General features: G+C 64.1%; 24 protein-coding genes. 8 read left to right on the plus strand and 16 right to left on the minus strand.

Annotated features, from left to right (window positions below; all coding sequences use genetic code 11):
• Positions 1-2 precede the first annotated feature (2 nt).
• Positions 3-1,148, plus strand: a complete 1,146-nt coding sequence (locus N7568_RS06065) for a glycosyltransferase family 4 protein (RefSeq protein ID WP_261608982.1) — start codon at positions 3-5, stop codon at positions 1,146-1,148.
• Between the two features lie 12 nt (positions 1,149-1,160).
• Positions 1,161-1,949 carry a PIG-L deacetylase family protein gene (locus N7568_RS06070; protein ID WP_261608983.1) on the plus strand — a complete coding sequence of 263 codons (789 nt, stop codon included), beginning with the start codon at positions 1,161-1,163 and terminating at the stop codon, positions 1,947-1,949.
• 21 nt (positions 1,950-1,970) lie between these two features.
• Here N7568_RS06070 and N7568_RS06075 read toward each other — a convergent pair whose 3' ends face one another.
• The 3 genes from N7568_RS06075 to deoC all read right to left on the minus strand — a co-directional run bounded on the left by N7568_RS06075 (position 1,971) and on the right by deoC (position 4,137).
• Positions 1,971-3,074 carry a right-handed parallel beta-helix repeat-containing protein gene (locus tag N7568_RS06075; RefSeq protein ID WP_261608984.1) on the minus strand — a complete coding sequence of 368 codons (1,104 nt, stop codon included), beginning with the start codon at positions 3,072-3,074 and terminating at the stop codon, positions 1,971-1,973.
• Positions 3,075-3,163: 89 nt separating this feature from the next.
• Positions 3,164-3,391 (minus strand): hypothetical protein, encoded by a 228-nt coding sequence (locus tag N7568_RS06080; protein ID WP_090819661.1) that lies wholly within the window; start codon positions 3,389-3,391, stop codon positions 3,164-3,166.
• Between the two features lie 53 nt (positions 3,392-3,444).
• Positions 3,445-4,137, minus strand: a complete 693-nt coding sequence (gene deoC / locus N7568_RS06085) for a deoxyribose-phosphate aldolase (RefSeq protein WP_261608985.1) — start codon at positions 4,135-4,137, stop codon at positions 3,445-3,447.
• A 159-nt stretch (positions 4,138-4,296) separates the two neighbouring features.
• Between deoC and N7568_RS06090 the strand changes: the two genes are divergently transcribed.
• The gene (locus tag N7568_RS06090; protein ID WP_261608986.1) at positions 4,297-5,838 is read left to right on the plus strand and encodes an HNH endonuclease; all 1,542 of its coding nucleotides are present in this window, start codon (positions 4,297-4,299) and stop codon (positions 5,836-5,838) included.
• Positions 5,839-5,876: 38 nt separating this feature from the next.
• On the opposite strand, the gene N7568_RS06095 is transcribed toward N7568_RS06090, so the two are convergent.
• From N7568_RS06095 to N7568_RS06135, 9 genes are all read right to left on the minus strand, one after another.
• Positions 5,877-6,764, minus strand: coding sequence for an NAD(P)/FAD-dependent oxidoreductase (locus N7568_RS06095; RefSeq protein ID WP_261608987.1), 888 nt, complete (start codon positions 6,762-6,764; stop codon positions 5,877-5,879).
• A 157-nt stretch (positions 6,765-6,921) separates the two neighbouring features.
• On the minus strand, positions 6,922-8,265 hold the full coding sequence (locus N7568_RS06100) for a patatin-like phospholipase family protein (protein ID WP_261608988.1): 1,344 nt from the start codon (positions 8,263-8,265) through the stop codon (positions 6,922-6,924).
• 7 nt (positions 8,266-8,272) lie between these two features.
• Positions 8,273-8,758, minus strand: a complete 486-nt coding sequence (locus tag N7568_RS06105) for a hypothetical protein (protein WP_261608989.1) — start codon at positions 8,756-8,758, stop codon at positions 8,273-8,275.
• Positions 8,755-9,237 carry a hypothetical protein gene (locus tag N7568_RS06110; protein ID WP_261608990.1) on the minus strand — a complete coding sequence of 161 codons (483 nt, stop codon included), beginning with the start codon at positions 9,235-9,237 and terminating at the stop codon, positions 8,755-8,757. Before N7568_RS06110 ends, N7568_RS06105 begins: the two co-directional genes overlap by 4 nt.
• Complete coding sequence (locus N7568_RS06115; protein WP_261608991.1) at positions 9,234-10,208, minus strand: acetoacetate decarboxylase family protein; 975 nt, start codon at positions 10,206-10,208, stop codon at positions 9,234-9,236. The genes N7568_RS06110 and N7568_RS06115 overlap by 4 nt, the downstream gene beginning before the upstream one ends.
• The gene (locus N7568_RS06120) at positions 10,205-11,260 is read right to left on the minus strand and encodes an alpha/beta hydrolase (protein WP_261608992.1); all 1,056 of its coding nucleotides are present in this window, start codon (positions 11,258-11,260) and stop codon (positions 10,205-10,207) included. Before N7568_RS06120 ends, N7568_RS06115 begins: the two co-directional genes overlap by 4 nt.
• A complete protein-coding gene (locus N7568_RS06125; RefSeq protein WP_261608993.1) occupies positions 11,257-13,233 on the minus strand; it encodes a hypothetical protein in 1,977 nt (658 codons plus the stop codon). Before N7568_RS06125 ends, N7568_RS06120 begins: the two co-directional genes overlap by 4 nt.
• Positions 13,230-15,872 (minus strand): GMC oxidoreductase, encoded by a 2,643-nt coding sequence (locus N7568_RS06130; protein ID WP_261608994.1) that lies wholly within the window; start codon positions 15,870-15,872, stop codon positions 13,230-13,232. The genes N7568_RS06125 and N7568_RS06130 overlap by 4 nt, the downstream gene beginning before the upstream one ends.
• Positions 15,873-16,070: 198 nt before the next feature.
• Positions 16,071-16,508 (minus strand): hypothetical protein, encoded by a 438-nt coding sequence (locus N7568_RS06135; RefSeq protein ID WP_261608995.1) that lies wholly within the window; start codon positions 16,506-16,508, stop codon positions 16,071-16,073.
• 165 nt (positions 16,509-16,673) lie between these two features.
• On the opposite strand from N7568_RS06135, the gene N7568_RS06140 reads away from it, so the two are divergent.
• Positions 16,674-17,270, plus strand: a complete 597-nt coding sequence (locus N7568_RS06140) for a dihydrofolate reductase family protein (protein WP_261608996.1) — start codon at positions 16,674-16,676, stop codon at positions 17,268-17,270.
• Positions 17,271-17,294: 24 nt separating this feature from the next.
• On the opposite strand, the gene N7568_RS06145 is transcribed toward N7568_RS06140, so the two are convergent.
• Positions 17,295-17,726, minus strand: a complete 432-nt coding sequence (locus tag N7568_RS06145; protein WP_261608997.1) for a hypothetical protein — start codon at positions 17,724-17,726, stop codon at positions 17,295-17,297.
• Between the two features lie 257 nt (positions 17,727-17,983).
• On the opposite strand from N7568_RS06145, the gene N7568_RS06150 reads away from it, so the two are divergent.
• The 3 genes from N7568_RS06150 to N7568_RS06160 all read left to right on the plus strand — a co-directional run bounded on the left by N7568_RS06150 (position 17,984) and on the right by N7568_RS06160 (position 20,301).
• A complete protein-coding gene (locus N7568_RS06150; RefSeq protein ID WP_011774093.1) occupies positions 17,984-18,415 on the plus strand; it encodes a LexA family protein in 432 nt (143 codons plus the stop codon).
• 128 nt (positions 18,416-18,543) lie between these two features.
• Entirely contained in the window at positions 18,544-18,828 is a 285-nt protein-coding gene (locus N7568_RS06155) for a hypothetical protein (protein WP_261608998.1), read from the plus strand.
• A gap of 174 nt (positions 18,829-19,002) precedes the next feature.
• Complete coding sequence (locus N7568_RS06160) at positions 19,003-20,301, plus strand: Y-family DNA polymerase (protein ID WP_261608999.1); 1,299 nt, start codon at positions 19,003-19,005, stop codon at positions 20,299-20,301.
• A gap of 28 nt (positions 20,302-20,329) precedes the next feature.
• Here the strand turns inward: N7568_RS06160 and N7568_RS06165 are convergent, their stop codons facing one another.
• The 3 genes from N7568_RS06165 to nirB are packed head-to-tail and all read right to left on the minus strand — an operon-like array spanning position 20,330 to position 25,174.
• A complete protein-coding gene (locus N7568_RS06165; RefSeq protein ID WP_261609000.1) occupies positions 20,330-21,487 on the minus strand; it encodes a uroporphyrinogen-III synthase in 1,158 nt (385 codons plus the stop codon).
• 12 nt (positions 21,488-21,499) lie between these two features.
• Entirely contained in the window at positions 21,500-22,534 is a 1,035-nt protein-coding gene (gene cobA, locus N7568_RS06170) for a uroporphyrinogen-III C-methyltransferase (protein WP_261609001.1), read from the minus strand.
• 9 nt (positions 22,535-22,543) lie between these two features.
• Positions 22,544-25,174 carry a nitrite reductase large subunit NirB gene (nirB, locus tag N7568_RS06175; RefSeq protein WP_261609002.1) on the minus strand — a complete coding sequence of 877 codons (2,631 nt, stop codon included), beginning with the start codon at positions 25,172-25,174 and terminating at the stop codon, positions 22,544-22,546.
• A gap of 281 nt (positions 25,175-25,455) precedes the next feature.
• Here nirB and nirD point away from each other — a divergent pair, with 281 nt between their 5' ends.
• Complete coding sequence (gene nirD / locus N7568_RS06180; RefSeq protein ID WP_261609003.1) at positions 25,456-25,818, plus strand: nitrite reductase small subunit NirD; 363 nt, start codon at positions 25,456-25,458, stop codon at positions 25,816-25,818.

Consider the following 25,818-nt stretch of genomic DNA (forward strand, 5'->3'; position numbering starts at 1 on the left):
CCATGAGAATCCTGCATCTCGGTTTTGAAGATCCCCGTATGCCCGGCGCGGGCGGGGGATCGGTAAGGACCCACCAGACCGACCGCCGCTTGGCGGCCAACGGCTTCCGGATCACGGTGCTCACCACCAGGTATCCAGGCTGGCAGGAGCGGCTTCAGGACGGCGTGCACTATGTTCCCATAGGCGTTGGCCAAGGCAACACCCGCCTGGGCCGACTGCTGGGCTACGTTTTTCGCTTGCCGTTCGAAGTCCGTAAACGCCGGGAGGCCGCCGATCTGGTGGTGGAAGACTTCTTCGCCCCGTTCTCCACCATGGCCGCGCCGCTATGGACCAAAAAACCAACCGTTGGCGTGGTTCAGTGGCTGCACGCCCGTGACAAAGCGCGACAATACAAGCTCCCCCTGCACTGGGTGGAGAGGTTTGGCGTCCGGCATCACCAGCGGGCCATCGCCGTCTCGCAAGGAATTTCGGACCGCCTGACGGCCATGAATCCGGATATGCACGTGGACGTGATCGGAAACGGCGTGGATCCTGCGGCCTGGAAACCGGCGCCGAAGGTTGGCCAGGACATTCTGTGCCTTGGCCGGCTGGAGTTCACGGGCAAGGGCCTGGACCTCCTGCTGGCGGCCTGGGCACAATGCTGCCAGCGAATCGACGGGAACTTGTTGATTGCGGGAACCGGCCCGGACGAAGCGATATTGCGTGCAGCCATCGAAGACGCCGGCCTCTCTGACCGCGTATCGCTCCTCGGCTGGCTGTCCGGGGACGCCAAGTTCCAGGCACTCAGTGATGCGCGGTTGGTGGTGGTTCCCTCCCGGCAGGAAACCTTCGGCCTGGTGGCCATCGAAGCGCTCGCTACCGGTACACCGGTGATCGCCTTCAACATCCCGTGCCTGGGGGAGATCGTTCCGGACGGTGCCGGGTGGTTGGTGGACGCGTTCGACGTCGGAGCCCTCGCCAATGAAATGGAGGTCCGGTACGCCCAACCGGGACTGGAGTCGGTTGGAGCGGAGGGACGGGCTTTCGCGGCCGGCTACAACTGGGACCGCTTGGCGGCGTTGCAGGCTGAGGCATATCGCGCCGCAGTGAGCGGTCCCACTTCGGTTGTCACTGGGGGAGAAACCCTCACTCAGCGCTCGGTTGTTTAGGAAGGTATTGCGTTGTTCCATCAATCCAGAATCGATCGATCCCTGGCCGGCGATGCGCCGTGGCTGTTTCTCTCACCGCACCTCGACGACGCCGTCCTGTCCTGTGGTGCGCTCATGGAGGCCCAGGCCCAGGGCCGCGAGGTGATCGTGGCAACGCTGTTCACGGAAGCTTCGCCCGGGCCGCACACGCGGGCCGCGAAGTCCTTCATGAACCAATGCGCCGTCAAGGATGCCGGGCATTTGTTTGCCGCCCGTCAGGCCGAAGACAAAGCAGTGCTGGAGGACATGGGCATTCAAGCGATCCATATGGGAGCCGTGGACGCTTTGTTTCGCCGCCGTGCACCCAGACTTGGCAGCAGTGCATGGGACAGGCTTCTCCCCGAAATAACGCACCGGTACCCCACCTACAGGTTCGACATAGCGATAGGACGGATCGCGCGGGGAGACCGCAGGCTCATCGGGCAACTCCGCACCGACGTTGCTGCCTTGATGGGACTGACCGGGGCCGAACTGCTTTTCTGCCCCGTGGGAGTAGGCAAGCACGTAGACCACCTCATCACCCGGGAAGCCGGCGTGGCCCATCCGGAGAACCTGGTGCTGTACTCGGATTTCCCCTACGACCTGGAGGCAGAACCGGACGCATCACGGTTGGAGCAGATGGGGTATGTCCCGTGGAACTGGGATCAGGGCCTCGCCGCCAAGCCTCCCAGAATCCGGCAGTATGGCACTCAGGCCGATGCGCTCTTCCCAACAGGCGATATTCCGGTGAAGGCGGAGACCTACTTCGTACCGGCTTCTTGACCAACTGGCAGGTGGCCGCGGTCAGCAGCCCTCGCGGTTATTCGACACGGCGTTGCCCGGAGCATCCGTCAGCTTCATTGCCCCGCTCTGGCAGAAGACGTTGTCCGTCACTGTGATGTTCCTCAGGTCGCCCTGGAAATCCAGCCACAGACCCGGTGTGTCAGTGATGGAGTTGTTCTTCACCACGATGTCGCGCACCGCAGCGTTGCCGTCGTAGTATCCGATCTTGACGCCGTTGGGAGACCCCCAGAACCGGTTGTCCTCCACAGTGATGTTGTAGATCTCATGCTTTCCAACTGCAAGCTGCATCCCGGAACCGTGCGATCCGCCACGTACCTTGTTGTTCTTGTACGTGACGTCGTATACCGACGCTCCAATGGTTTGCGCGACGAGTCCGTCGTCGCCGTCGTCACCCTGGCGCTGGTCGATGGTGTTGCCCTCCACCATTCCGCCGTGTGAGTCGGTGATGTGGATGCCGTCCAATTGATCGTATTTGCCGCTACTGGTCACCAAGGTGTCATTGTTGCGAATACAGAAGTTACTGCTGGCGACTACCGCGATGGAGTAAGTAAAGGGATTCCGTGTGTGGACGTCCTCCACCAAGGCATTGGTGGTGTGGCGCACGTCCACCAGGTATTCGGTCAGGCGCCCTGAGGCGTTGCCGTCCAGCTCGTCACCGCTCTGATCGGCAGTGAGGTGGGAGATGGTGACGTTCTGCGCGCCGTTGGTGGTGATCAGCGGGTGCCCGCCGAAGGGTCCTTTGGTTTCCAGGAACCCGGGCCCCGCTTTCAGCACGGTGGCCGGCCCTGCTCCTTTGACTGAGACGTTGCTTTTGACGATCAACGGACGCCCCAGCGTGAACGTTCCCTCCGGCAGTTCGACGATGCCGCCACCGTCCTTGGAAGCGGCGTCGATGAGTTGCTGGAGGGACTTGGAGGTGTCCTCCGGGTCCAGATAGCGGTTGACTGTGAATTTCTTGACGTGGGTGGCCTGGCTGCCCGGAGCGCTGCAGTACGACGGTTTCGCGTCGACGGCGTCGGGTTTCGCCGCAACGACGGCCACGCCGAGGCCTGCCGCGGCCAATGCCACAACCAGCAACGCAACCTTGGGGACCGCCGATTTCATGGCAACACCCTATCCTGCGCGGGTTTCCAGCGGGTTAAAAGGAAACGGCCCAGGCGGCAGCCTGAACCGTTTCCCGACATGTGAAGGATTTAGCTTTCGCCCGCGGAATCAGAGCGGCCAAGAATGGTCTGCGGGATCCAGAAAGCGAGGGCAAACAGGCCCAGGCAGACGGCCATCGGCCACGGGTTCTCGAGGCTCAGGAAGGACAGCGAGTAGATGGCGCCCAGGAAGAGCACGATCATGACCACGAACAGCACAATGCTTGTGCCCAGGTTGTTCTCACGTTCAATGGGGGCGCTTGTTGCGTTCTTGGACATTCGTTCCTCCTCGGCCCCGCGGGGCTCAAAAATCTCTGGCGGTTGCGGAAGCCTCAGTAGGCAGATGAACCTTGTTCACCCTTGACGATGGCAATTCCGGAACTCGCTCCGATACGTGTTGCACCAGCAGCAATCATAGCCTGTGCATCGGCGAGGGAACGCACTCCACCGGAGGCCTTGACGCCCAAGTCCGGTCCAACGGTCTTGCGCATCAATGCAACGTCTTCTGCTGTGGCGCCGCCGCCGTTGAATCCGGTGGACGTCTTCACGAAGTCCGCCCCTGCTTCCACGGCTGCCTGGCACGCGATGACCTTCTGCTCATCGGTCAACATTGACGTCTCGATGATGACCTTCAGGATGGCCTCGCCGGCGTGGACTGTCTCGGCCACGGCCTTGATGTCGTCCACCAGGGCACCCTTGTCGTTGGCGCGGGCGGAGGCCATGTTGATCACCATGTCGATCTCGTCCGCTCCATCAAGCACAGCTCCGCGTGCTTCGAAGGACTTGACGTCGCTGGGTGTGGCACCCAGGGGGAAGCCGATCACCGAGCACGTCAGCACACCGGAACCTTTGAGGGCCTTGGTGACGGTTTTGACCCAGACCGGGTTCACGCACACTGATTTGAACTGGTATTCGATGGCTTCGGCGCACACTTTGAGGACGTCGGCCTCGCTGGCCTCCGGCTTCAACAGGGTGTGGTCGATGTAGGAGGCGATGTTCGCAGGGGCGACGGCTTGGTTGCTCATGGGATCCTTCCGTGCTGGGCGTGGCCGGCCCGGTGGCCGCAGGGTTGTCACTGCCCGTCAAAGGACCATCTTGCCACATGGGCTGAGGGCTTTTGGGGTTTGTCCACATAGGCAAAGTCAGGCCTGATGATGGCCCCGGATGGCTGGAAGAGTTGGGGCATGGAGCGGATTCGGAGAGTGCAGGCGGCCACAGCGGCCACTACGATCACACCGGCGGTTGGAGCATCGGTGGGGGATGTTTTGGCCGCCCTGCGTTCCGTCCGCCTCGGCACCGCGAGCCGGGAGCTGATCGACCAGATCCGCGGGTTGGAAGACCTGAAGTCAGCCATCGTGGGGTTGCAGGCCCGTGCTGCGGTGGCCTTTGACCTTGCCCAGCGGCAGGAACAAGCCGAGGCCGGCGTCCCCGCGTCCGAGCGGGGCCAGGGTGTTGGGGCGCAGGTCGCGTTGGCCCGGCGGGAGTCCCCGAACCGGGGCTCCCGTCTTCTGGGGTTGGCGAAGGCGCTGGTGGTGGAGATGCCGAGGACCATGGCGGCGCTGGAATCGGGGCAGTTGAATGAATGGCGGGCCACGTTGCTCGTCAAGGAAACAGCATGCCTGTCTGTGGAGGACCGGTGCGCCGTGGACGAGGAACTCGCCGCGGACACCGGCACGTTCGAGGGGAAGGGCGACAGGGCGATCATTGCTGCCGCGAAGGCCGCCGCCTACCGGCGTGATCCGCGTTCCGTTGCCCAACGTGCCAGCCACGCCGCGTCAGAGCGGACCGTGAGCCTGCGGCCCGCGCCTGACACGATGACGTACCTGACAGCGCTACTCCCGGTGGCCCAGGGTGTTGCAGCGTACGCCGCTCTGACCCGGGCTGCTGACTCTGCCCGTTCGGCCGGGGACCCCCGGATCCGAGGCCAGGTCATGGCAGATACCCTCGTCGAGCGCGTCACCGGCAGGCGCGGAGGGATCAGTGGCGTCGACCTCCAGCTCGTCATGACCGACCGGGCCCTCTTCCAAGGCGACAGCGAGCCTGCCCGGCTACGGGGGTACGGGGTTGTGCCTGCGGAATGGGCCAGGGCACTGGTTGGTGCCGGAGGGACTGTCTCGGACGAGCCTCGTGGGACGAGGGAGAATCCTGTGGCTGGCCAATCATCCTCAACACCCGATGGTCCGGCACTAAGGCAAGCCGATGAGATAACCGTGTGGCTGCGCCGGCTCTACACGGCACCGGCCACCGGCGAGCTCCTGACCATGGATTCCAAAGCAAGGCTCTTCCCACCGCGGCTCAGACGATTTATCGAAACCCGTGATGACACCTGCCGCACCCCTTATTGCGACGCGCCCATCCGCCATATCGACCACATCGTGCCCTGGCACTCAGGCGGAACCACCACCGTGAACAACGGCGCGGGACTCTGCGAAGCCTGCAACCACACCAAAGAAAACCCGGGCTGGAGCACCAAAACCGTGCCCGGGGACAACCATGCCATGGAGATCACCACGCCCACGGGACACAACTACCGGTCGAAAGCCCCAGCCTTACCAGGTTGTAGCCAGGGCGCCGGCACTTCCGCGGCGACAACTCCGGGGTTAGTGGCGGAACTGTCGGCGGCTCCGACAGATTCGAGCACTACGGCCCCGGAGAGATCACCGAAATCCCGGCGGGATGGCCGTCGGGTGCGGTACCGGGACAAGTCACCCGCAGTTGTTCGATGAGGAATTCGGTGAGGAAAGAGACTCCAAGCCCGAAAGGATCATGCGGCCAGTGGCGCTTGCTGATCCGCGAAGCCGGGCGCACCCAAGAGCATGCCGGAAGCGCACAGCATCGCCGAAGACTCCGCGGAGAGGAGCAGACCAAGGCGAAGACCGTCGCAGGACGCGGCGTCGCCGATCGCCCAGATCCCCGGAACGGAAGTGGCGAGGTCGCGCCCCACTGCAATGCCGCCGTCGGACGCTACAAGGAGGCCGGCGCTTTCGGCGAGGTCCTTGCGGGCAGTGCGTTCCTCTGCAATGACCACGAGGTCGCCGTTCATGCTGCTGCCGTCCTCGAAGAGGATCCCGGTGGCTGGCATAGCGGCGCCTTGCACGCCGGATCCATCGGTGGAAGGGACGACGGCGGTCGGGCGGAGGGTGGTGCGGACTGGGCGGACCCCGCGTGCCCGCAGCACGGCCTCAGCCTGGCCAGCAGCAGGTCCGTTACCCACCAGGATTCCCAAGGGACGACGGCCGACGATCCGGGTGACGTCCTTGACCGCTTCGCCGATGTTCGCGGCGTCGTCGATAGTGGAGTAGCTCAGGCTGGATTCGGCGCCCGCCACCGGGGGCAGGACCGGGGCCGAACCCGTCGCGATGACCAGCTGGTCGTAAGCGAACTCCATGCCGTCCACAGTGGTGACAATCTTTGCGTCGGCGTCGATGAAGCTGGCCGCCTGGCCGAAGCGGACCGAGACTTGGGGGAGTTCAGCGAGTTCCAGCAATGCTTCCGGGCATTCGTCGCGGTTGCTGAGCACGGTGATCGTTCCGTCGAAAGGGCGTTGCCGGGTTCCGGATGTGCCAGCAAGCCGCCGCACCAAAGCCTGGGCGGCGGGGCCCGCGCCTGCGATGACGATGTGGAGGGAAGATGCGGACGGGGTGGCGGACATGTTTGGCCCTTTCGCTCATGTGACCTGCTGTTGATCACCAGCGTAGGGGGCCGGTTTTTCGCGGGTGTTTCCCCTCTGTTGCCATCTTTGGCGGATCCGTATCGTGGTGTTTACCAGCCGGTAATAACGTGCGTCACATCGGGGTGGCCAGCGGGCGTCAGTACCGGCGGAGAAACTCCCGGAATCCGTTTCCGGCGAAGCCCGCCACCGCTTCCGCCCGGTCCACGAGTCCGTGGGCGCCCACGGGTTCAAGGGAGGCCAGGAGCCGTGCAGCATCGGCCAGGCTCATGCTCAGCTCGGCAGTCATGCCAGCCACGTCGAGCCTGGCACGCCGCGAATCCGCCCAGGCATCCGGACCTGGGTCGTCGCGCAAGGTGCGCGTTACCGCGATGTGCTGCCACCCGCCGTCGAGCCTTATCCGCGCACGGTATGTGACGTAGTCCCCGGTAGTCTCCACCTGCCCGCCTGCCAGGAACGCCCGCCCGAACCGTGGGTGCTCAAGGTATCCGGTAAGCCGAGGCGCTTCATCGCCGGGATCAGACGGAAGAACCACTGTGGCTTTGAACGTCACGGGCGAGCCGTCCAGCTCGCCGTGCAGTGTGTCGTTGAAGCGGACACCCGGCTGTGGCTCGGTCATCGCTGTGCAGGCCGAATCCTTGGGCAGTCCGGAGGCCGTCATCGCGTCGAGGTAGGCGCGGGCGTCCCTGTAGCCCATACCGATCAGGGTGTCGGCATCGATCCTGCCCAGGTAGAACTCCGGGTCCAGCGGAAGCGGGTGCTCGGGACGGATCACGTGCAGCACAAAGTCCCGTCCAACGGCCGCGGCAGCCTCGAAATCAGCTAGCAGGGCACCCATGGCGCTCATTTCGATCATGTGCACGTACTGTTCCAGCGGCCCGTCACCCCAGTACGGTGTGTTTCCGATGCACCAGATCAGCCACACTTCGTCGGCACCACGACGCAGGGCTTCAGCGACGTTGGCGTCCCTCACCCAGACCGCGTCCGTCCAGATTTTGCCGTCCCTGCGCAGTGGGGTCAGGAAAATGGGCAGGGACATGCCAGCGGCCATCAGTTCAGCATCAATGACCGCGGCGTCGATCGCGTGGCAGCGCTTATCGGTGAACTCCACCACGTTGAAGGAACCCTCGACGGCGTCCGGTTCAGCCGCGCGGGCACGGATGGTTGCGTCGTTGATGCCCAAGGTGGGAAACACTTTGCCGAGGATGCCGTCGGCGTCGCCAACGGCGGGAAGGGACCACGGGCCTTTGAGGTAGTTGCCAAGGGGCAAGGCCGAGCCGAAGTCCTTGACATCCACGTCCGACCAGCGGGTGCACATTTCCTCCGGCGATACCCCGGAGAGCAGCATCCCGGCCGTGAGTATCCCGCCGGAGGTCCCGTCCACGTGCTGGAACTTAAGGCCCTCTTCGGCGAGCGCCCTCACCACCCCGGCCTGCCACGCCACGCGCATCCCGCCTCCGGCGAGTACCAGCGAGCGCTTCACCGGCGTTTCACCGGGCCGGTCCGGCGCTGATTGGTGCCGCGCTGATGCGGCGCCAATAGATGAAGAGGAGTATCGCCGTCGCGAGGTCGAAGAAGGCGACCAGAAGGGCAATGGGTGAGAAGATCCCGTTCAAGACCCCGATTCCTACGGCCCCGAACGCTCCGGTTTTCTGCAGTCCGGACCAGAGCACCACTTCGGGGGAGGGGACGACGTTGAGCAGGGTGTGGAGGAGCAGTCCGCCCACGACCACCATGAACATGCCCACGGTGCCGAAGAGTTGGCGGGTTTCGGGGGTCGGGTCTGCGCCGATCAGCTGCAGGACTTGCCCGCCGAAGGGAACCTGGACGGCGCCGGTCAGGACGGTGACGACGGCGATCGCCGCGAGTACCGCACGGAGGGGGTCGGCGAGGGCCCAGGCCACGGTTCCGGGTGGGTGTGTCTTCCGGGATCCGGACGGGTGGTGCCCGGGCTGTGCTGGCTGGTGCGCGGTCACGCGAAGGACTCCAGCAGCCGGCCGCGGTCCACCAGCAGCCAGACCATGGCGGCCCAGGTCAGGGTGGAAACGTAGAAGCGGATGTCGTTGAGCATCATCCAGCGTTTGAGGAGCGACCGGAGTTCGGTATCGTCCGCGAAGTCGCCGCCACGGATACGGACGTTGATGGGGATGATGATGCCTTGGCCTACCCAGGTCAGGACGATGATTCCCAGCAAGCAGATGATGGCGGGGATGACGCGTAGGGTGCCCCATTCGGACCAGACAAGGATGCCGCCGGAGATGAACATGATGGGTACCACGATGGTGAAGAACTTGGTGGCCGCGCGGGTGGGGATGCCGAAATGCATGTCCACGTTGTCACGGGCCAGGGATTCCCATGTTGGGTAGAGGAAGAACTTGAGGACCCACATGGTGCCCACGTACATGGTGGCTCCGAAGAGGAAGTAGAGGGCGTTGAGGAGGAGGAGCCAGTTCATTGGGCACCGCCGGTGGGCTCCGGGCTGGGGCCGGCAGCGCCCGGGACCCGGCTGCGGTCCGGCGGAGCCAGCCATTCCTGTCCTTGGCCCAGGTTCACCACGCTGTCCATCATGTCCCCGCCGCGAAGGGCCACGGCCTCGAGCTGGGTGGGAGCGGTGAGGAACCAGGCTTCGTAGTGGTCGTCCAGCACGCCGTGGGCTTGCGGCAGCCATGCGGTGAACACTGGTTTGCTCTCCACCTGCAGGTTCTTCAGAGGCTCGACGCCGGGCGCGTCACCGAGGATGAGCCGCGCCTTGGCTTGGGCGCCGAGCGCTATGTCCCCGGTGGCCTCGAAGTAGATGTCCGATTTCCAGAGCATGTTCCGGAACACGCAGTAGTTGGAGGCCGCGAGTTTTAGCGGCAAATCCAAGGGTTCGGGCCGCTCGATCTCTATGTAGCAACCCAGCTGGCCGTCCTTGTCGTACTGTGCGGACACGCTCGTGTCGGTGACCACGAAGTCCAGGTTCGCCTGGTGCTTGGGCATGCCCCAGATTCCCTTGCCGCCCTTGACGGAGACTTCGGAGCTGACGGGCAGGTCCACCACGAATTGGCCCAGTTTGAAGGTCTTTTGGAAGAGCAGGGGGAGGATGGGCGGCGTCGGCCTGCTGCCGTGGGTGATGGCGATGGCCAGTGAGTATTCGATGTACTTCCCGATGTCCGTGGATTTGTAGTTGACCACCGTCACCACCAGCAGGCCCTTGCCGCCCAGGCTGAACGGCCGCATCTCGGAACCGGGGAGCGCAGCGGCCGCGGCCTTCTTGTTGATGGGGAAGGCCGCCATCAGTACGGGCGAGTCGTCGGAATTGACGGGCATGACGTACTTGATGCCGTCCGCGAACGCATGATGGCCCCGCAGCCGCTCCTGCCGCCGTGGAACCGGAGACGGGAGGAGCTTGAGTAAGGGTGTGGCCAGTTCGGTGAGGGTTTTCATGGTTTTGGCTCCTGGGTTCCATTGAGCTCGTGGACAATGACGGGGAAGGTGTCCTGCCAGGCATGGTCGCCGAAGAAGACATCCAGATGGCCGTAGCCGGGGATGAGGTGGAGGGAGTCCTTGCCGGGGCGGTGCTTTTGGAAGAACTTGAACGTGCGCTGCTGGCTTTCGGGCAGGAAACACAGGTTGTCCAGGCCGGCGATGAACGCGAACCTGGCGTCGGTCTGTGGCGCTTCGGCCACGAAGTTGTCCGGCAGTTCGGGGTGGTCGCCGGCGGCCACCATGTGCCCGGCCTTGATGCTGCGTCCCATTTCCTCGAAGAACGTCACGGGCACCTCCGCGAACTCGCCGCTGAGCCATTGGTGGGTGGCGTCGTCGAGGTTTTCGTGGGACCAAAGGGCAGGGCGGCCGCTGCCGTAGGTGAAACTGACCATCCTGCACACGGTGTTGTCGCATTCGTGGTGCGTGGCTTTGACCAGGCCGCGGATGGCGCGGGTGAAGTAGCCCTGCGACTTGTAACCCCACGCGGGTGACAGGTAGGGCGTGAAAGCCTTGACTACCGGCGTGAGGTAGTCGATCTTCAGCCGCGAGAAGGCTGGAACAACCGGGTGCAGCGACACTGCGTTGGACACGATGGTGTCCACTTGCGGCAGCAGCCCAGCCACGGCCGACATCGTGAAGGACGTTGATCCCTGGCAGTGGATCACGGCCTTCATGGTCTCCGCACCGGTGGCGTTCAGGATGTGCTCGACGGCGGCGGGATGGTCATACACCGCGGCGTCGGCCAGCGTCCAGGACAGGGGATCGAGATCGATGGATGCCCGCCAGTTCAGCATCCACACGTCCCACCCGTCTTCGAGGAGAACGTCGACGATGGTGGTCCGGATGGGTGGCCTGAACAGTTCTGCGCGCACACCGGAGCCGTGGACCAAGACCACGGGTCCTTTGCTGGCTTCGGCCGCCGAGGTGACATGGACCAGGCTTAGTGGGGTGTTGTCCCGGGCACGGATGGGGATGACCTCGGTCCTGTGCTCGGCACGGGTGATGATCATGGTGTGTTGCCTTTCCGTGCGATGGTGATGGGTTCTTCAAGAAGCCGCACGGCAGGCAAACCGGAAACGGGAACCAGCCGCGCGCCGTCGTCGTTCGTTGCCAACTGCCAATCACGGCAGATGGTGTCCACTTTCAGCGGATAGACGGTGAGCTTGCCGTCGGGTGCAAGGTGGATGCGGAGGAAGCCTTTGTGGTCCTCGATCGCCTGGCCGGACATTTTCCAGGAGGACACCTCACCGCTGGACGTGGCCAGGATGTAGAGGGCGAAAGCTTCGCTGCCCACCGCCCAGCCACCCAGGTGAACCACTGCCAGGGCCAGCAGCAGGATCACGAAGTCCGGCCAGCCATCCGGCCAGGGAAGCAGGATCACGACGGCGACGCTCACCGCGAGCGCGGACAGCTGGTACAGCGCCCCTCGGGCAAAAATGATGATTCCTGCCTTGGCAAGCGCCAGCCAACGCGCGAGCAAGGATGTGACCGCCAGCAGGAGGGGCAGGGCAAGGACCAGAACGAAGACCAGCACCACGGTGTTTCCGCGGGTCAGGCTGCGCAGGCTGTCCACAAACGACTCGCCGCGGAAGGCGCTGAAGACCGTCCACAGAGTCAACGCGGCGACGATGTGCACAATGCCGAGCGATAGGCCGAAGCCGGGGTTGCGGATGGGGAGCCAGAACTGTGAGAAGGGGTTGGCCAGTTGCGGGCCGAGCAGGCGGGAGTCTCCTTGGCCGGGAAACGTGGTGGGCATGAGCGTGAAGCTTCGGGCTGTGCCGGCATGCTCGGCATTGTGGACGCTGGACGATTCACCCGGGGCCGCGGATGGGGCAGGGAGGATGAGGTTCTGGGGGAGTTCGTGGGTGTCCGAGAGGTAGGCGCCGCCCAACCCGCACGTGATCATTTGGGTTCTGCCTGGATCCGGCAAGGTGTGCGGTGCCGGCTTGCCGACGTCTGGGGGAGGTTCCCGCTGCTCGTAACGGGCGTAATGGTGGAGGTCGCCGGTGAGCCACAGCCGGACGCTGGCACCCGTGGCTTCGAACAGGCCGGTTTCCGGGTTGAAGCGGCGGCGCAGGTAGTCCTGTTCGAAGAAGTTTGCCTGGCGGAACCCGCTCAATGCCGGGTCAGCGGCATCAACCCAGAAGGGAGCGGCCACACAGAGGATGATCGCGTCGCCAGGCTGCAGTTGCAGGGTGACGTTCCGGTAGAAGTAGTCCAGTTGCGGCTCGTCGATGTACTGGCCCAGTTGGCTGTCCAGGCCCAACAGCCACCAGCCGGGTGTGCCACTTCGGCCCTGCACGGGAGGGGTACCCGTAAGCCGAACGGCAAAGTAGCTCCGCGTCTGGATGGTCCGCCAACCCCCGATGCTTCGCTGCCGGGTGAAGATCCTGATGAAAGACGTGAGGCCGTCGTACCAGTCATGGTTGCCGGGGAGCGCGAGCATGACAGGCACGGGGTTTCGGTCCGGATGGGTGGGGAACGCAGTCCGGTAGGGACCCGCCATCCGATTCTCGTAAGCCGCCGGGGAAGCCACGGGGTAGACCTCGTCCCCGCCCAAAACCAGCACCCTGCCGCGGGGGAGTTCTTGCCCGTCCACGGTCAGCGTGTCTTCGGCCAGCAGCGACGCCACGGTGTAGGTGGCGTCGAAGCCATCGCCGAGGTCGGCCGCGAAATCGAGCCACATCTCCGTTGCCGCCGGACCGGTAGCACGCTCGTCCTGAACTTCAGCAGGCGACGGAAGGCCCCTGCTGCTGACAGGGGGCTGGGCGGGTTGGCCAGCGACCGGAAGCTTATCCAGGCGCAGCGGATCGGCCGGGAAACTGCCCTCCAGCTCGCGCTTGTCACCAAAATCGGCGAACACCGTGGCAGCGGCAACCTTCAACGCAGTCCTCGCCAGCGACATGGGCGAGAGCCAGCGAACCGCCGTCTGGGGAGTGAAACCCAGAACGGCGTGGTGTTTGGCGAGCTCCCGGCTTTTCATCGCTTCGGCTTGAGCGGGAACGGGACACGATTGAGTCCCCGCCCGTACACCTGCCAGAGCTCACGCCCGAACAACTTTGCGAACGTGACCAACCCGGCAGCCGGTGACGGGCCTTCGGCGCGGAACGTGGTCAGCTGCTTTGCAAAGTCGACGGGCCGGATATAGAGGATGCCCGCGCCAACGACGCCCTCGTGGGCGGCCCCGGCGTCACGTGGTCCGGCGTCCGGCGGTACATGGCCGCGCAGGATGGTCGCGTACAGCGTGGTGGTGTCAGGCCACAGATCGAAACCCGCTTCGTTGTGGATGAGCTTGTGCCCGGTAAAGGTGAAGGGTGTGCCGCCCGGATCCCGCAGCCACAGCCGGTAGAGCATCCGCCTGGCCGGCGCGCCGTCGTCGGACGTGTCCTCGACGAACAAGTTGAACCAGCCCCGCTCTACCGGCATCCGGCCACCAAAGTAGTCCGCCAGCACGTAGCCCTCGGCTTTGGCCTGGTGGTTCGGATCGGTCGCGAACGCATCGATGTCTTCCGCGGTGATGGTCAGCTCAAACATGATCTTCCGGCTGCGGTCCCGGCCCAGGCTCCGCCCCTTTTCCGGATCGGTGATGCCGGGACTGAACCAACCGTGCATCTGTTCGGTGAAGCGCACGGAGGTGGTCTCCTGGTCAGGAGCGCCGGGCATGCCGGGAGTGCCGGGCCTGCCGAGTCCGCGGCTGCGCGCTTGAGGCGCTTCGGACACTGCGCTCGCAGGCTGTTCCTCCGGTGCCGACTTGCCCTTGGTAGCGTCCGGTGCCAACGCGCGCGGAGCGGAGGCACCGACGTCGACGACGGCGCCTGCTGCCTCCCGCTCAACGGCCACCTTTTCACTGGGCCCGCCGGAACCGTCCGCATCTTCCGGACGGATGCCCCGGTGACCCGCCTTGTCCGCGTTCCCGATGATGTGGGCACATGTCCGCTCTGCGAACGCCGCGATGGTCAGGGATGGGTTGGCGCCCACCGGGCCCGGCATCGCGGCTCCATCCACCACGAACAGCCCCGGGTAGCCGAACACCTCGCCATACGAGTCGCAGACAGCTTCGCCTGGATGCCGGCCGGAGGGGGCGCCCCCGATCGGGTGGACCGTAATGACGCGTTTGGCCCACCAGAGGGGGTTGTCAATGAAGTCGCCATCCAGGTCCTTGGAGATGGCCTCCATGGTTTCGCGGACGCGGACGAAGTACTCCTTGGACGTGGCCATGGTCCACGCAATGGCGAGCCTGCCGTCGCGTAGTGTCATGACGCCGTCGGGAATGTCCCTGCCCATCCCCAGCAGTGGCACCGAACTGGACGACAATCGGCCGTCGCCCAATGCTGCGGCGAGGTCGGCGGATACGTTGGAGCGGCCGGCTTCGAACAGCCTGTCCTTGAACAGTTGCCCTGCAACTTTCGCCGTCCGTTTGATGGTGGTGCCCAGCTGGGCTGTTTCGATGAGCCAGTTCATGAAGGCCGGGTAGCCGGCATCCTCCACGTAATAGCCGCGACCATCGCCGTCGTCGTCGTTCGAATCCGGGACCCTGATGGCTGTGGTGATCACCGGGCCGCGACTGCCGGCCAACGTGCGGACGCCCGGCCGTGAGCCGTTGGCCGGGGGAGTTTTGGCACCCATGATGAACGTCAGAAGGTCGCCGTTGCCGCTGAAGCGTGTGCCCAAGGCATCGCTGAGGGCCGGGAGGGAACCACGGTTGCGGAGGAGGAGGAAGTTGGTGCCGAACGTGCCGGCACCCAGGATGAGCCGGCTGCAGTGGATGATGCGCTCTGTGAGGAGTTCGCCTTGGCGATCCGGATGGTGCACCACATACCGGACTTCATAGCCGCTGCCCTGCGTTCCTGGGTCCAGGGGCCGAATGCCACGGACATCGTGGAATGTTCTGACATCGGCACCCTTGAAGGCCGCTGCTGATACGTAGTTGTGGTCCAGGGTGTTCTTGGCGCCCGCGTTGCACCCGATGTCGCATTCACCGCTGAGCGTGCACGTGGTCCGCACAGTGTTCGGACCATGGATGCTGCCGTAGCCAGGCATGGGGAGAGCCTGGTTGGTCCGCGGTTCTTTGCCGGGCCCGGAGGAGAACGTGACAGCGATGGGTGGGCGGCTGATGGAAAGGCCCAGGTTGCCCGCGGATTTTTCCATGGCCACTGTTTTTGCCGTGTCCTTGTACGGGTAGGGCACAGGCTGGAGCATGGCTTCGGCGGCATCGTAGTAGGGATCGAGGTCTGCCCGGGTGAATGGCCAGTTTTCATAGCCGCCACCGGGGATGGGCGACTCGTTGACGAACCATTTTTCGTCCTTGCGCAGGAGGACGTTGGCGTAGATGAGTGAGCCGCCGCCCAACCCGCTGGACACCAGTCCCTCCGTGCCGCGGAACGTCCAGGCATCAAAAAGTCCGTACAGGCCGCGGTCCGGATCCCAGAAGTTCCGGCCCATCTCCGACGGCGAGCGCGCGAAGCTGCCAGGCGGGTATGGCTTGCCACGCTCCATGAGCACCACGGACTGTCCGGCCTCGGCCAGTCGAAGCGCCGCAACGGAACCTCCAAAGCCGGAGCCCACCACCACTGCGTCGACTTTTTCGATGCCACTGCTCCGGTGGCGTGGCGGATCAGACACGGGCTCAGACCCCGCATCCCCGCTGTTCCCGGTCCCCAGACGACCCATGGCCGTTCCTCTCAGAGGAGAGCTGACTACATAGCTGCAGCTGACGGCGCCGGGTGTGGCCGGGCGATGCCTCCGCGGACTATGGGGCTTATGTTCCCACCGGGCAGGGGATCTGTAAATGAGGTGGAGTAACCCGGTTTGGATCGCTGGTTAGTGGGAGTCCGTACGGGTGTACACCATGTCGAAGTCGTGTTCCAGCGGCCCGCCGGGGTATGTACCCCGTTCCAAGCGGGCGTTGATGGTGTTGCCGTCCCCGCTGAAGCGGCCAACAAAGCGCTGGGGCCAGTCCGGGCCGTCCCGGAAGAGAATCCATACGTTGTCCTTGAGCGTCATGTCGTAGATCCTTGCGACGCCGCGGGAATCGAAATAGTGCTGCTGGAAGGCTCCGTCCGAGCCAGTGGCGCCAATGACGCTGACCGCATTGGGGTATTCCGGCTGCTGGACCGTGGATCGTTGGATGAGGAAGCCTCCACCCTCCAGCCATTCGAACGTCGTCCGGCCGGAGACCTCCTGGCCAGGGACTGACGTTTCCCAGTCGCCGACGAGGATGTTCAGTTGCTCCAACGTGGGTTTTGGATCCCGTGCCATGGCTGCCTCTTTTCGCCTCTTCGCGCTGGTGAACAGGTTCAGCGTAGGACTCGTCCGTTCCGCAGTACAGACCTCCGCGGAGACCACCCGAACGCCATGCAGGTGGTGCTGTGATGGCCGGGATGGGGCCTAGGCGCCCGGGTTGGGCAGTGGCAGGATGGGCGCATGAGCCGAGTCACCTGTGATCTGACTGTTTCCCTGGACGGATATGTTGCCGGCCCCAATCAGTCCCTGGACGAACCGCTGGGGGAGCGAGGCGAGAGCCTGCACCGCTGGCAGTTCGAGCAGAGGGAGGCCAGCGCCGCTGAGATCGCGGGCATCCTCGAAGCTGGTGCCTACATCATGGGTCGGAACATGTTCGCTGGCCCCGGAGCGGCTCCATGGGATCAGGAATGGCGCGGCTGGTGGGGTGAGGAACCGCCGTATCACGCACCTGTTTTCGTCCTTACCCATCACCAGCGCGAGCCGCTGGTGATGGAAGGTGGCACGACTTTTCATTTCGTCACTGACGGAGTCGAATCGGCGCTGGCCCAAGCTCGGGAAGCCGCCGGGGACAGGGATGTGGCCATTGCGGGTGGCGCACAAACCGCCCGTCAGTATCTCTCCGCCGGCCTCATGGACGAGCTGCGGCTTCACATCTCGCCCGTGATCCTGGGTGGAGGCGAACGGCTGCTGGACGGTGTGGGGGACGTGACGCTTGAGCCGATCGAAGCGCGCGGGACCGGACTGGTCACCCACGTGCGGTATCGGGTGCAGCGCTGATCCGGCCTTGGCGCCATCGGGGCATTATGGCTGGCGGGTGACCCTTCGCGTCTCACGGAACTCCGCGGGTACCGTGATGGCGCCCTTCGGGACGGCGACGGTGATGCCCTTCTTGGTGACACTCGTGACGTTTTGACCCCACTGCTTCGCGTACTCGACGATGGGTCGCGCCGCAGCCCTGTTGCGGACGATGGCGACGACCACGATCGTGAGGAACCCGAGGGTCAGCAGCCCAGGCACCATGATGGCGACCACCGGGCTGATGAGGCCGTTCAGGAACAGGGCCGGACCGACGAACCACAGCGCAACCGAGGAGAACATCAACACGAGAACCAATTTCCCGGAGCGTGCGTGGACGGCCTGCGCGCGTGCCAGCTCATCCGGGTAGCGTTCCTTGACTATGCGTGTGACATCGGCGCTGAGCGCATCAGCGACGTCCTTACTCCGGGCGGTCATGGCTCTCCAATGCGCGATGTACAGTCCGGCCACAGCGGTATTGAACCCTACAGCCGAAGACGGTGGTTTGCTGAGTTCCTGCCAAGCAGCAGTTCGCTTGACCTTCCCTAAGGCACCTGTCTTGCGCCAAGACGCGTGGACGGCGGCCCTCCATGCCGCCGGTTTCCTGCGCCACAGCAAACTTGGTGGAGTGACCACATTGTCCGTCATCCGCTGTACACTCAAGTATCGAACATATATTCGAATAAAGGTGTGTTGTGGGCGTGATAGTCGGCCCCCGCGTGATAGATGCGGGCTTTTCCCTGATGTCGGTTTTGCTGGCACCAATCCCGGTGGCGGCCGGGTATCCGTCGCCGGCGCAGGACTATTTTGATGGCCGGATCGATCTCAACGAGCACCTCATCAAGGATGTCACCAGCACTTTTGTGGTCAGGGTGACGGGGCAGTCCATGGAAGGTGCCGGGATCAGTGACGGTGATGAACTGATCGTCAACCGTGCGCTGGAGCCCAAGGACGGGTCCGTCGTCGTTGCTGTCCTCGATGGTGAACTGACCATCAAAAGGCTCCGCGTCACGCCTTCGGGGGTGATCCTCCAAGCAGACAATCCCAAGTATCCGGACATCCGCGTGCCGGCACTTTCCGAACTCACCATCTGGGGAGTTGCCACTACGTGCCTCCACCACATCTGAGTCCGGCCCATCCGCAGCGGCCCATTCCCAGCGGGCTTTGGGAGCGAATGGGGGCTGAGTTTGGCCTCCCAAGTTTGGAAGGGGTCCGAAGCCGGCTTGCGCAGATACATGAGGATCCGGAGCCTCTGATGCAGCAACTGGTGCGGGTGTTTTCTGCGGATGGCACCTACTGTCCAGGCTTCCAGTTCCGGGAAGACCTGTCCTTGCACCCCGTGGTGACAGGGCTGTTTGAGCGGGCCATGGCCTTGAGGATTCCACATAACTACTTTGCTGCGTGGATGGTCACCGGATGCCCGGCGTTGCGCGAAGGCAGGCCGGTGGACCTGGTGGACCGGCTGGCGCCCGCCACTCTTCTGGCTGCCTTGGAGCGCTCTTTCGAGCATGGCCCACGAGGTGGGCGCAGTTCAGTGTGATGGGCGTGTCAAGGGTGAGGCCTGCTGGGCCAGTGCGTCAGGTGCACGTCGGAAAAGAGGTCTTCTTGTCGGTGCGTGGCAGTACAGTAAAAGCATTCGAAGATATATTCGAATATGCGGCGTGTCCTGCTCAGGATCGGCCGCGCGCGTGCTATAGCCCAGCGAAGGAGGGGAATGTCCAAGCCAGCACTCATGCATCAGATGCAGGAGATCGCCCACGTGGATATCAACTGCTTCTATGCGTCGGCGGAGCGTGCGTTCAACCCCTCACTGGAGGGCAAGCCGCTGATTGTGCTGTCCAACAACGACGGCTGCGCAGTGACCAGGTCTCCTGAGGCCAAGAAGCTGGGGATCGGGTTGGGGGAGCCATGGTTCAAACTTGCTCCACGGGCCAAGGAATGGGGACTCATTGCCCTCTCAAGCAACTACGAACTTTATGGGGACATCAGCTCGCGTGTGATGGAACTCCTGGCCCGCTACTCGGCGTGGCAGGAGGTTTACTCCATTGACGAGGCGTTTCTCGGAGTGAAAGGTCAACCGGAAGACCTGCTGGAACTGGGACGCACCATCAAAGCTGCATGCCAACGGCACGTGGGCGTTCCGGTCTGCGTTGGAATCGCGCGCACCAAAACACTGGCCAAGCTGGCCAACAAGTGGGCCAAGCACAATCCGGCCTTCAAGGGTGTGTGCCGCTGGGACTCCATCCCGGAAGCCCAGCGCGAAGCACTCATGGCGAGGCTCTCCGTGATTGAGATATGGGGCGTCGCAACCAGGCTCACCAGACGCCTGAATGCGATGGGAATTTTCTCCATCCTTGACCTGGTCCGGGCCGATCCCATAGCCCTTCGGGACAAGTTCTCCATCGTCATGATGCGCACGGTCCTGGAACTGCAGGGCACCCCGTGCATCCCGATGGAAGAGGAAAGGATCGGGAGGGACCAGTTGATCTTCTCCCGCTCCTTTTCCACGCCGATTACGACGGCGGCGCAGCTGCGGCAGGTGCTCAGCGTCTACGGCCAGATGGCAAGTGCCAGGCTGGCCAAACACGACCTCCAGGCAAAGTTGCTGACAGCCTTTGCTGCCACATCGGTCTACAACCCCAACGACAAGTCGTTTCCCTCCGTTAACGTCAAATTGCCCATGCCCACCTCGGATCCCGTCCTGCTGACCAAGGCAGCGCATGCGTTGGTTCCAAAGATCCAGGAAGGCGTGAGGTACGCCAAAGCCGGGATCATGGTTACCGACCTGCGCCCCAGCGGCAACCAGAAACCGTTGGAGATCTTCGAGAACCGGCATGAGGAACGGGGCATCGGTCCCTTGCTGGAGCAAGTCAGCAAACGGTATGGCCGCGGCTCCATCGGGCTGGGGCACGCTGGAATCAAGGGCGGCCCGGACTGGTCCATGAAACGGGACATGCTCAGCCCCCGCTACACCACCAACTGGGACGAACTTCCCCTGGTGAAGGCGGCCTAGCGTGGCAGGGGTCGAGGAAGCTGAGGACCTAGGCCCGGAGCCGGTAACCACGCTTGACGACGGTTTCCACGAGCTTGCCGTCCGGGAGCGAGGAACGCAGCCTGCTGACCGTCATGTCCAACGCGTGCACGGATCCCCGCAGGTCCAACAGGTCCGAGAGCGCTTCCCGGGACAAAACTGCTCCACCCGCGCCCAGCAGCGCCCGCAGCAGCAGGAGGGGAGCCGGGGCAAGATCCACCACCTCACCGTTGATCCGCAAGCAGCGCCCACGCAGCTCGATCGTTGCGCTCTTGGTTTCCAAACGGCGCACGTGGTTCAGGGACAGGTGCTCCGTCACCAAACGGATCAAGGCACCCATCCGGTAGCGGTCAGGGATAAGAGGCGTCAGCCCGGCGTCGACCAGTGGCTGTGCGGTGACCGGCCCAACGGCGGCAACAGTCACCGGCCCCTTGAGCGTTTCGATGAGCTGACGGTACAGGCCCATTTCGTGAGCGGTGCTCCACATGGCATCCACCGCCGGGGCGCTGGTGAACGTCAGTACGTCCAGATTCCCGCCCACCACTGCCTCGATCAGGCGCGGCAGTTTGTCTTCGCCGTCGGGCTTCACCCAGCGGTATGGCGTCACGGTCAGGACGGTGGCGCCGGACATGCGGAGCCGTTCCAGCTGGCGGACGTCCGTATAGCCGTGCAGCTGAACGGCCACGGTTTTGCCGCGCACGCCTTCGGCCAGCAGCATGTCCACCAGCGTGGCGGTGGTTTCGTCACTACTGATTCCGACGTCGGCAAGACCGGCCGCCCGCACGGCGCCACGTGCTTTGGGTCCACGGACGAACATGCGGCAGGCGGACAAGGTTTCCAGCAGCTGCTCGCCGATGCCGAAGGAATCGGCAGCCTCGCACCAGCGGCGCATCCCGTATGCCGTGGTGGCGATGCAGATGTCCGGTTCGGCCGCGATGATGGTGCGGGTGTCCTCGATGAGGACCATGTCCTCCTGAACAGGGGCGATCTTCAAAGCGGGGGCGTGCAACACGCTCGCACCGCGGCGCTCCAGTGCCTCAATGAGGTCACGGGAACGGCGGTGCGAGGTGACGCCGATGCGGAATCCATCCAAGGGCGCTTCTGCGGCTTCGGAAACTTCCGGCGCGGCTGTAGCGTCCTGGACTTCGATGGCACGTGCAACAGTCATGGGTTCTTACCTTCAGGCTTCAAGGAGCGAAGCCGCGAGTCGGCTCAGTTCAGCGGATGCTTCGGCATGATTCCGGTTGGCTTCAGCCACCCGGACCACCTCGCCGATGACCAGCACGGCCGGGTTGCTGCAGCCGGTGGCTGCCGTTTCGATCGTACCGAGGTCAGCGATGGTGGTGCGCTGGCCCGGGCGGTATCCGCGTTCCACCACGGCCATGGGCATTTCCGGTGCCATCCCCGCCCGTCGCAGGCCAGCCGCCAGCTGGGGCAACGTGCCGATGCCCATCAGGACTACGATCGTCCCGCCCAGCCCGGCAAGGTGGGTGTGTTCCTTCTCCGTCAAAGGGGCGTGGCCGGAGACGACTGTGAACATGTGGCTCACCTCGCGGTGCGTCACCGGGATGCCGGCTGCGGCCGGAACGGAGATGGCGCTGGTGACACCGGAGATGACCCTTACCGGGACACCGGCAGCAACACAGGCGGCCACCTCTTCGCCGCCGCGGCCGAACACATAGGGATCGCCTCCCTTGAGCCGGACCACATTCTTGCCCAGCAGCGCAGCCTCCACCATGAGCTTCTCAATATCCCTCTGGGTCACCTTGTGGAGCCCGGGCTGCTTTCCAACGTCCACCAACTCGGCAGAGGTCAGGTCCGCCAGTTCCTGGTAAGGAGCCAGGCAGTCATAAAACACGACGTCGGCATCCCGCAGGGCGTCCACGGCACCGACCGTGAGCAGGTCCAGGGCTCCCGGACCTCCACCCACCAGTGTCACATGGCCTTCGGTGCCCGGTGCGGGCTCGAAAGCCACGGGAATTCCAGCGTCCCGGCAGCGTTCCACCAGCGGCAGCCAGCCGGCCCCGCCGTCGTCCACTACCGCGACCAGAAACGGGCGCTCGGGCAGTTGGCCGTCACCTGGCACACCCTCCGGGGTGCTCAGCCGGTAGACGTTGGCCCCGGCGGTCTGATAGCGCCGCACCGCTTGGCGGGCAGACTTTTCCGATCCCGTGACAAGGATGTCACGGCCGGTGAGATCAATGGTGAGCTGCATGGTGGACCCCTAGTTTTCTGCGCCGACGGTTTGGCTGCGGACCGGGATAGTGGAAGCGATGAGCACGCCGCCCTTTTCCTCGTTGGTGGCCGGACGGATCTGGCCGCGCTCCGGAACGAAGGAAATGGACTCGTCCTTCTGGTCGGGGGCATTGACGAAGGAACGGAAACGGCGGAGACGCTCCGGATCCTTCAAAGTCTCGGCCCACTCGTCCTCGTAGGTGTCGATGTGCTTGGCCATCGCGGCTTCAAGCTCATCGGCGATGCCCAAGGAGTCGTTGACCACCACTTCTTCGACGTGCTTGATGCCGCCGTCGAGCTCTTCCTGCCAGCGAGCGGTGCGCTGGAGGCGGTCCGCGGTGCGGATGTAGTACATGAGGTAGCGGTCGATGTACTTCAGCAGGGTTTCGTCGTCCAGGTCCTTGGCGAGCAACTGGGCGTGGGCAGGAGTGGCACCACCGTTACCTCCCACGTAAAGGTTCCACCCGTCGGCCGTGGCAATCACCCCCACGTCCTTGCCGCGGGCTTCGGCACATTCACGGGCGCAACCGGAGACACCCATCTTCAGCTTGTGGGGGCTGCGGAGGCCGCGGTAGCGCAGTTCCAGGGCGATGGCCATGGCCACCGAATCCTGAACACCGAATCGGCACCAGGTGGAACCAACGCAGGACTTCACCGTGCGAAGGCTCTTGCCGTAGGCCTGTCCGGATTCGAAGCCGGCGTCCACCAGTTCCTTCCAGATGTCCGGCAGTTGCTCCAGGCGGGCGCCGAACATATCGATGCGCTGGCCGCCGGTGATCTTGGTGTACAGGTTGTACTTCTCAGCGACGGCCGCAATGACGCCGAGGCCCTTGGGCGTGATCTCGCCACCCGCGATGCGGGGAACCACCGAGTAGGTGCCGTCCTTCTGCATGTTCGCCAAGGCGCGGTCGTTGGTGTCCTGCAGCGAGCCGCGGCCGGCGTCCAGGACATAGGCGGAGTGCTGGCTCGCCAGAATGGAAGCGATGGTCGGCTTGCAGATGTCGCAGCCCGCGCCGGTGCCGTACTTGGCCATGATGTCTTCGAAGGACGTGAGCTCCAGGACGCGGATGGCGTCGAACAGTTCCTGGCGGGAGAGGCTGATGTGCTCGCACAGCGCCTTGGAGACCTCAATGCCGGACTTCGTCAGTTCGCCCTCGAGGAGCTTCTTCAGCATGGGGACACAAGAACCACACTGCGTGCCGGCGCGGGTGCAGCCCTTGAGCTCGCCGAGTTCCTGGACGGGAGCGTTGCCTTCGCAGGCTCCGCATCCGTTGATGGTGTCGCGGATGGTCCCGGCCGCAACGTTGTTGCAGGAGCACAGGATCGCATCGTCTGGAAGCTCGGTCTCGGGAGCTTCGCCGCCACCCGCAGCGCTCAGGTACGCGCCCGGCTCGGCGGACAGTTCGCGGCCCAGGAGCGGGCGGAGGCTCATGTAGGGGGAAGCGTCGCCCACGAAGATGCCGCCCAGGAGGGTCTTGGCGTCGTCGGTGGTGACAATCTTCTGGTAGACACCGCGTGCGGGGTCGGCGTAGACGATTTCGAGGGAGTGCTCGGTCCGGGCAAACGCGTCGCCGAAGCTGGCAACGTCCACGCCGGACAATTTGAGCTTCGTGGCAGTGTCGAAGCCCGGGAAGGTTGCTTCGCCACCATGCAGGCGGTCGGCGACGATCTCAGCCATGGTGTTGGCGGGAGCTACGAGGCCTAGGCACATGCCTTCAAAGTTGGCCACTTCACCGATGGCCCAGATGCCGTCCACTTCGGTGGCGCAGAAATCGTTGATGACCACACCGCCGCGCTGGCCCAGGCTGAAGAGCTGCTCTTCGCCTTCAGCCGCGCGGAAGAGGTCGTCGCGGGGCCTGACACCGATGGCCACGATCACGAGGTCGGCATCGATGGTGCGTCCGTCAGCCATGAGGACACCGGTGACCTGGCCGTCGTCGTCCGTTACTACCTCTGAAGGGAAGACGCCGCCGTGGACTTCGAAGCCCTTGGCTTCAATCAGCCGACCGAGGGCCTGGCCTGCGCCTTCGTCCAACTGGGTGTTCATGAGCCAGGGCGAGCCGTTGATGACGATCGGGGTAGCGCCCAGCTGCTCGGTGCCGGCCGCGGACTCGAGCCCCAGCAGTCCACCACCGATGGTGACGGCGTTGACCTTGCGTCCCAGCTTCCCAGTCAGCTCGGCGATGGCCTTGTTGATGGCCCAGACGTCTTCGAGCGTCCGGTAAACGTGGGTGTGTTCTGCGCCGGGGATGGGAAGCCGGGCTGCATCCGAACCCGAAGCGACCACCAGATGGTCGTAGTCGTACTTGTTTCCGGCAGCCGTGAGGACGCTCTTGGCAGCGGAGTCGATCTTGACGGCGCGCTCGCCGGTCTTGAGGGTCAGTGCCTCGTGGTCCCACATGGACGCGTCGCCCAGGGTGAGGTCCACGCCGGTTTCCGTGAGGGCCTTGCTCAGCGCCACACGGTCGTAGGGGAGGTGGGCCTCTTCGGTCAGCACCGTAACCTGCCAACCTTCAAGTCCGCGATTGAACATGGCATCGGCGAAACGGTGGGCAGCGGGGCCGCCTCCGACCACCACGATGCGGCGCGGGTTCTCTGTACTTGAAGTGTGTCCGGTCACTGGTGGGCCTTTCGCAGATGTTGCAGACGGATCTCCGCAACTTGTGCTTCCAGCCTAGGGACGGGCAGTTTCGCTTCAGTTTCCCTTATGTTTCGTGATCTTAACTTCTGCATCACAAAGGCATTTCGTGAGGCGTGAGGTCTCTTTTACCCGTTGGACACAAACGCGCACCCCCGATGAAACACCCCCGGCCTAGCGTGGAGGAGTGGCCGCAAGCGTGGCCCGGTCCGGGGGAGCGACGGCGGAAATGCCAGCACCCGGACACAGTGAGAGGGGCTGAAATGACCGTAATTCTGGACCGTGCCGAGGACCTGACCGCCACCGCCACCTGGCACCCTGTTTGCCCGGTGGATGAACTCGAACTGGCCTGGGGTGAAGCTGCGCTGATTGCCGGCCGTCAGGTTGCGCTGTTCCGCACCGCGCCCACCGAGGTCTACGCCGTCGCACAGCAGGACCCGGCGACGCTCGCCAACGTCATGGCGCGTGGCATCATTGGATCCCGCGGAAGCCGGCCGACCATAGCGTCGCCGCTGCACAAAGAGGTCTACGACCTTGAAACCGGTGAATGCTTCACCAATCCGGACCTCAAACTCGAGGCTTTTGCCACGCGCTTGGTGGACGGCTTCATCGAGGTTGAACTCTAG

The sequence above is a fragment of the Paenarthrobacter aurescens genome (assembly GCF_025421775.1).
In the GTDB taxonomy this organism is placed as follows: domain Bacteria; phylum Actinomycetota; class Actinomycetes; order Actinomycetales; family Micrococcaceae; genus Arthrobacter; species Arthrobacter aurescens_B.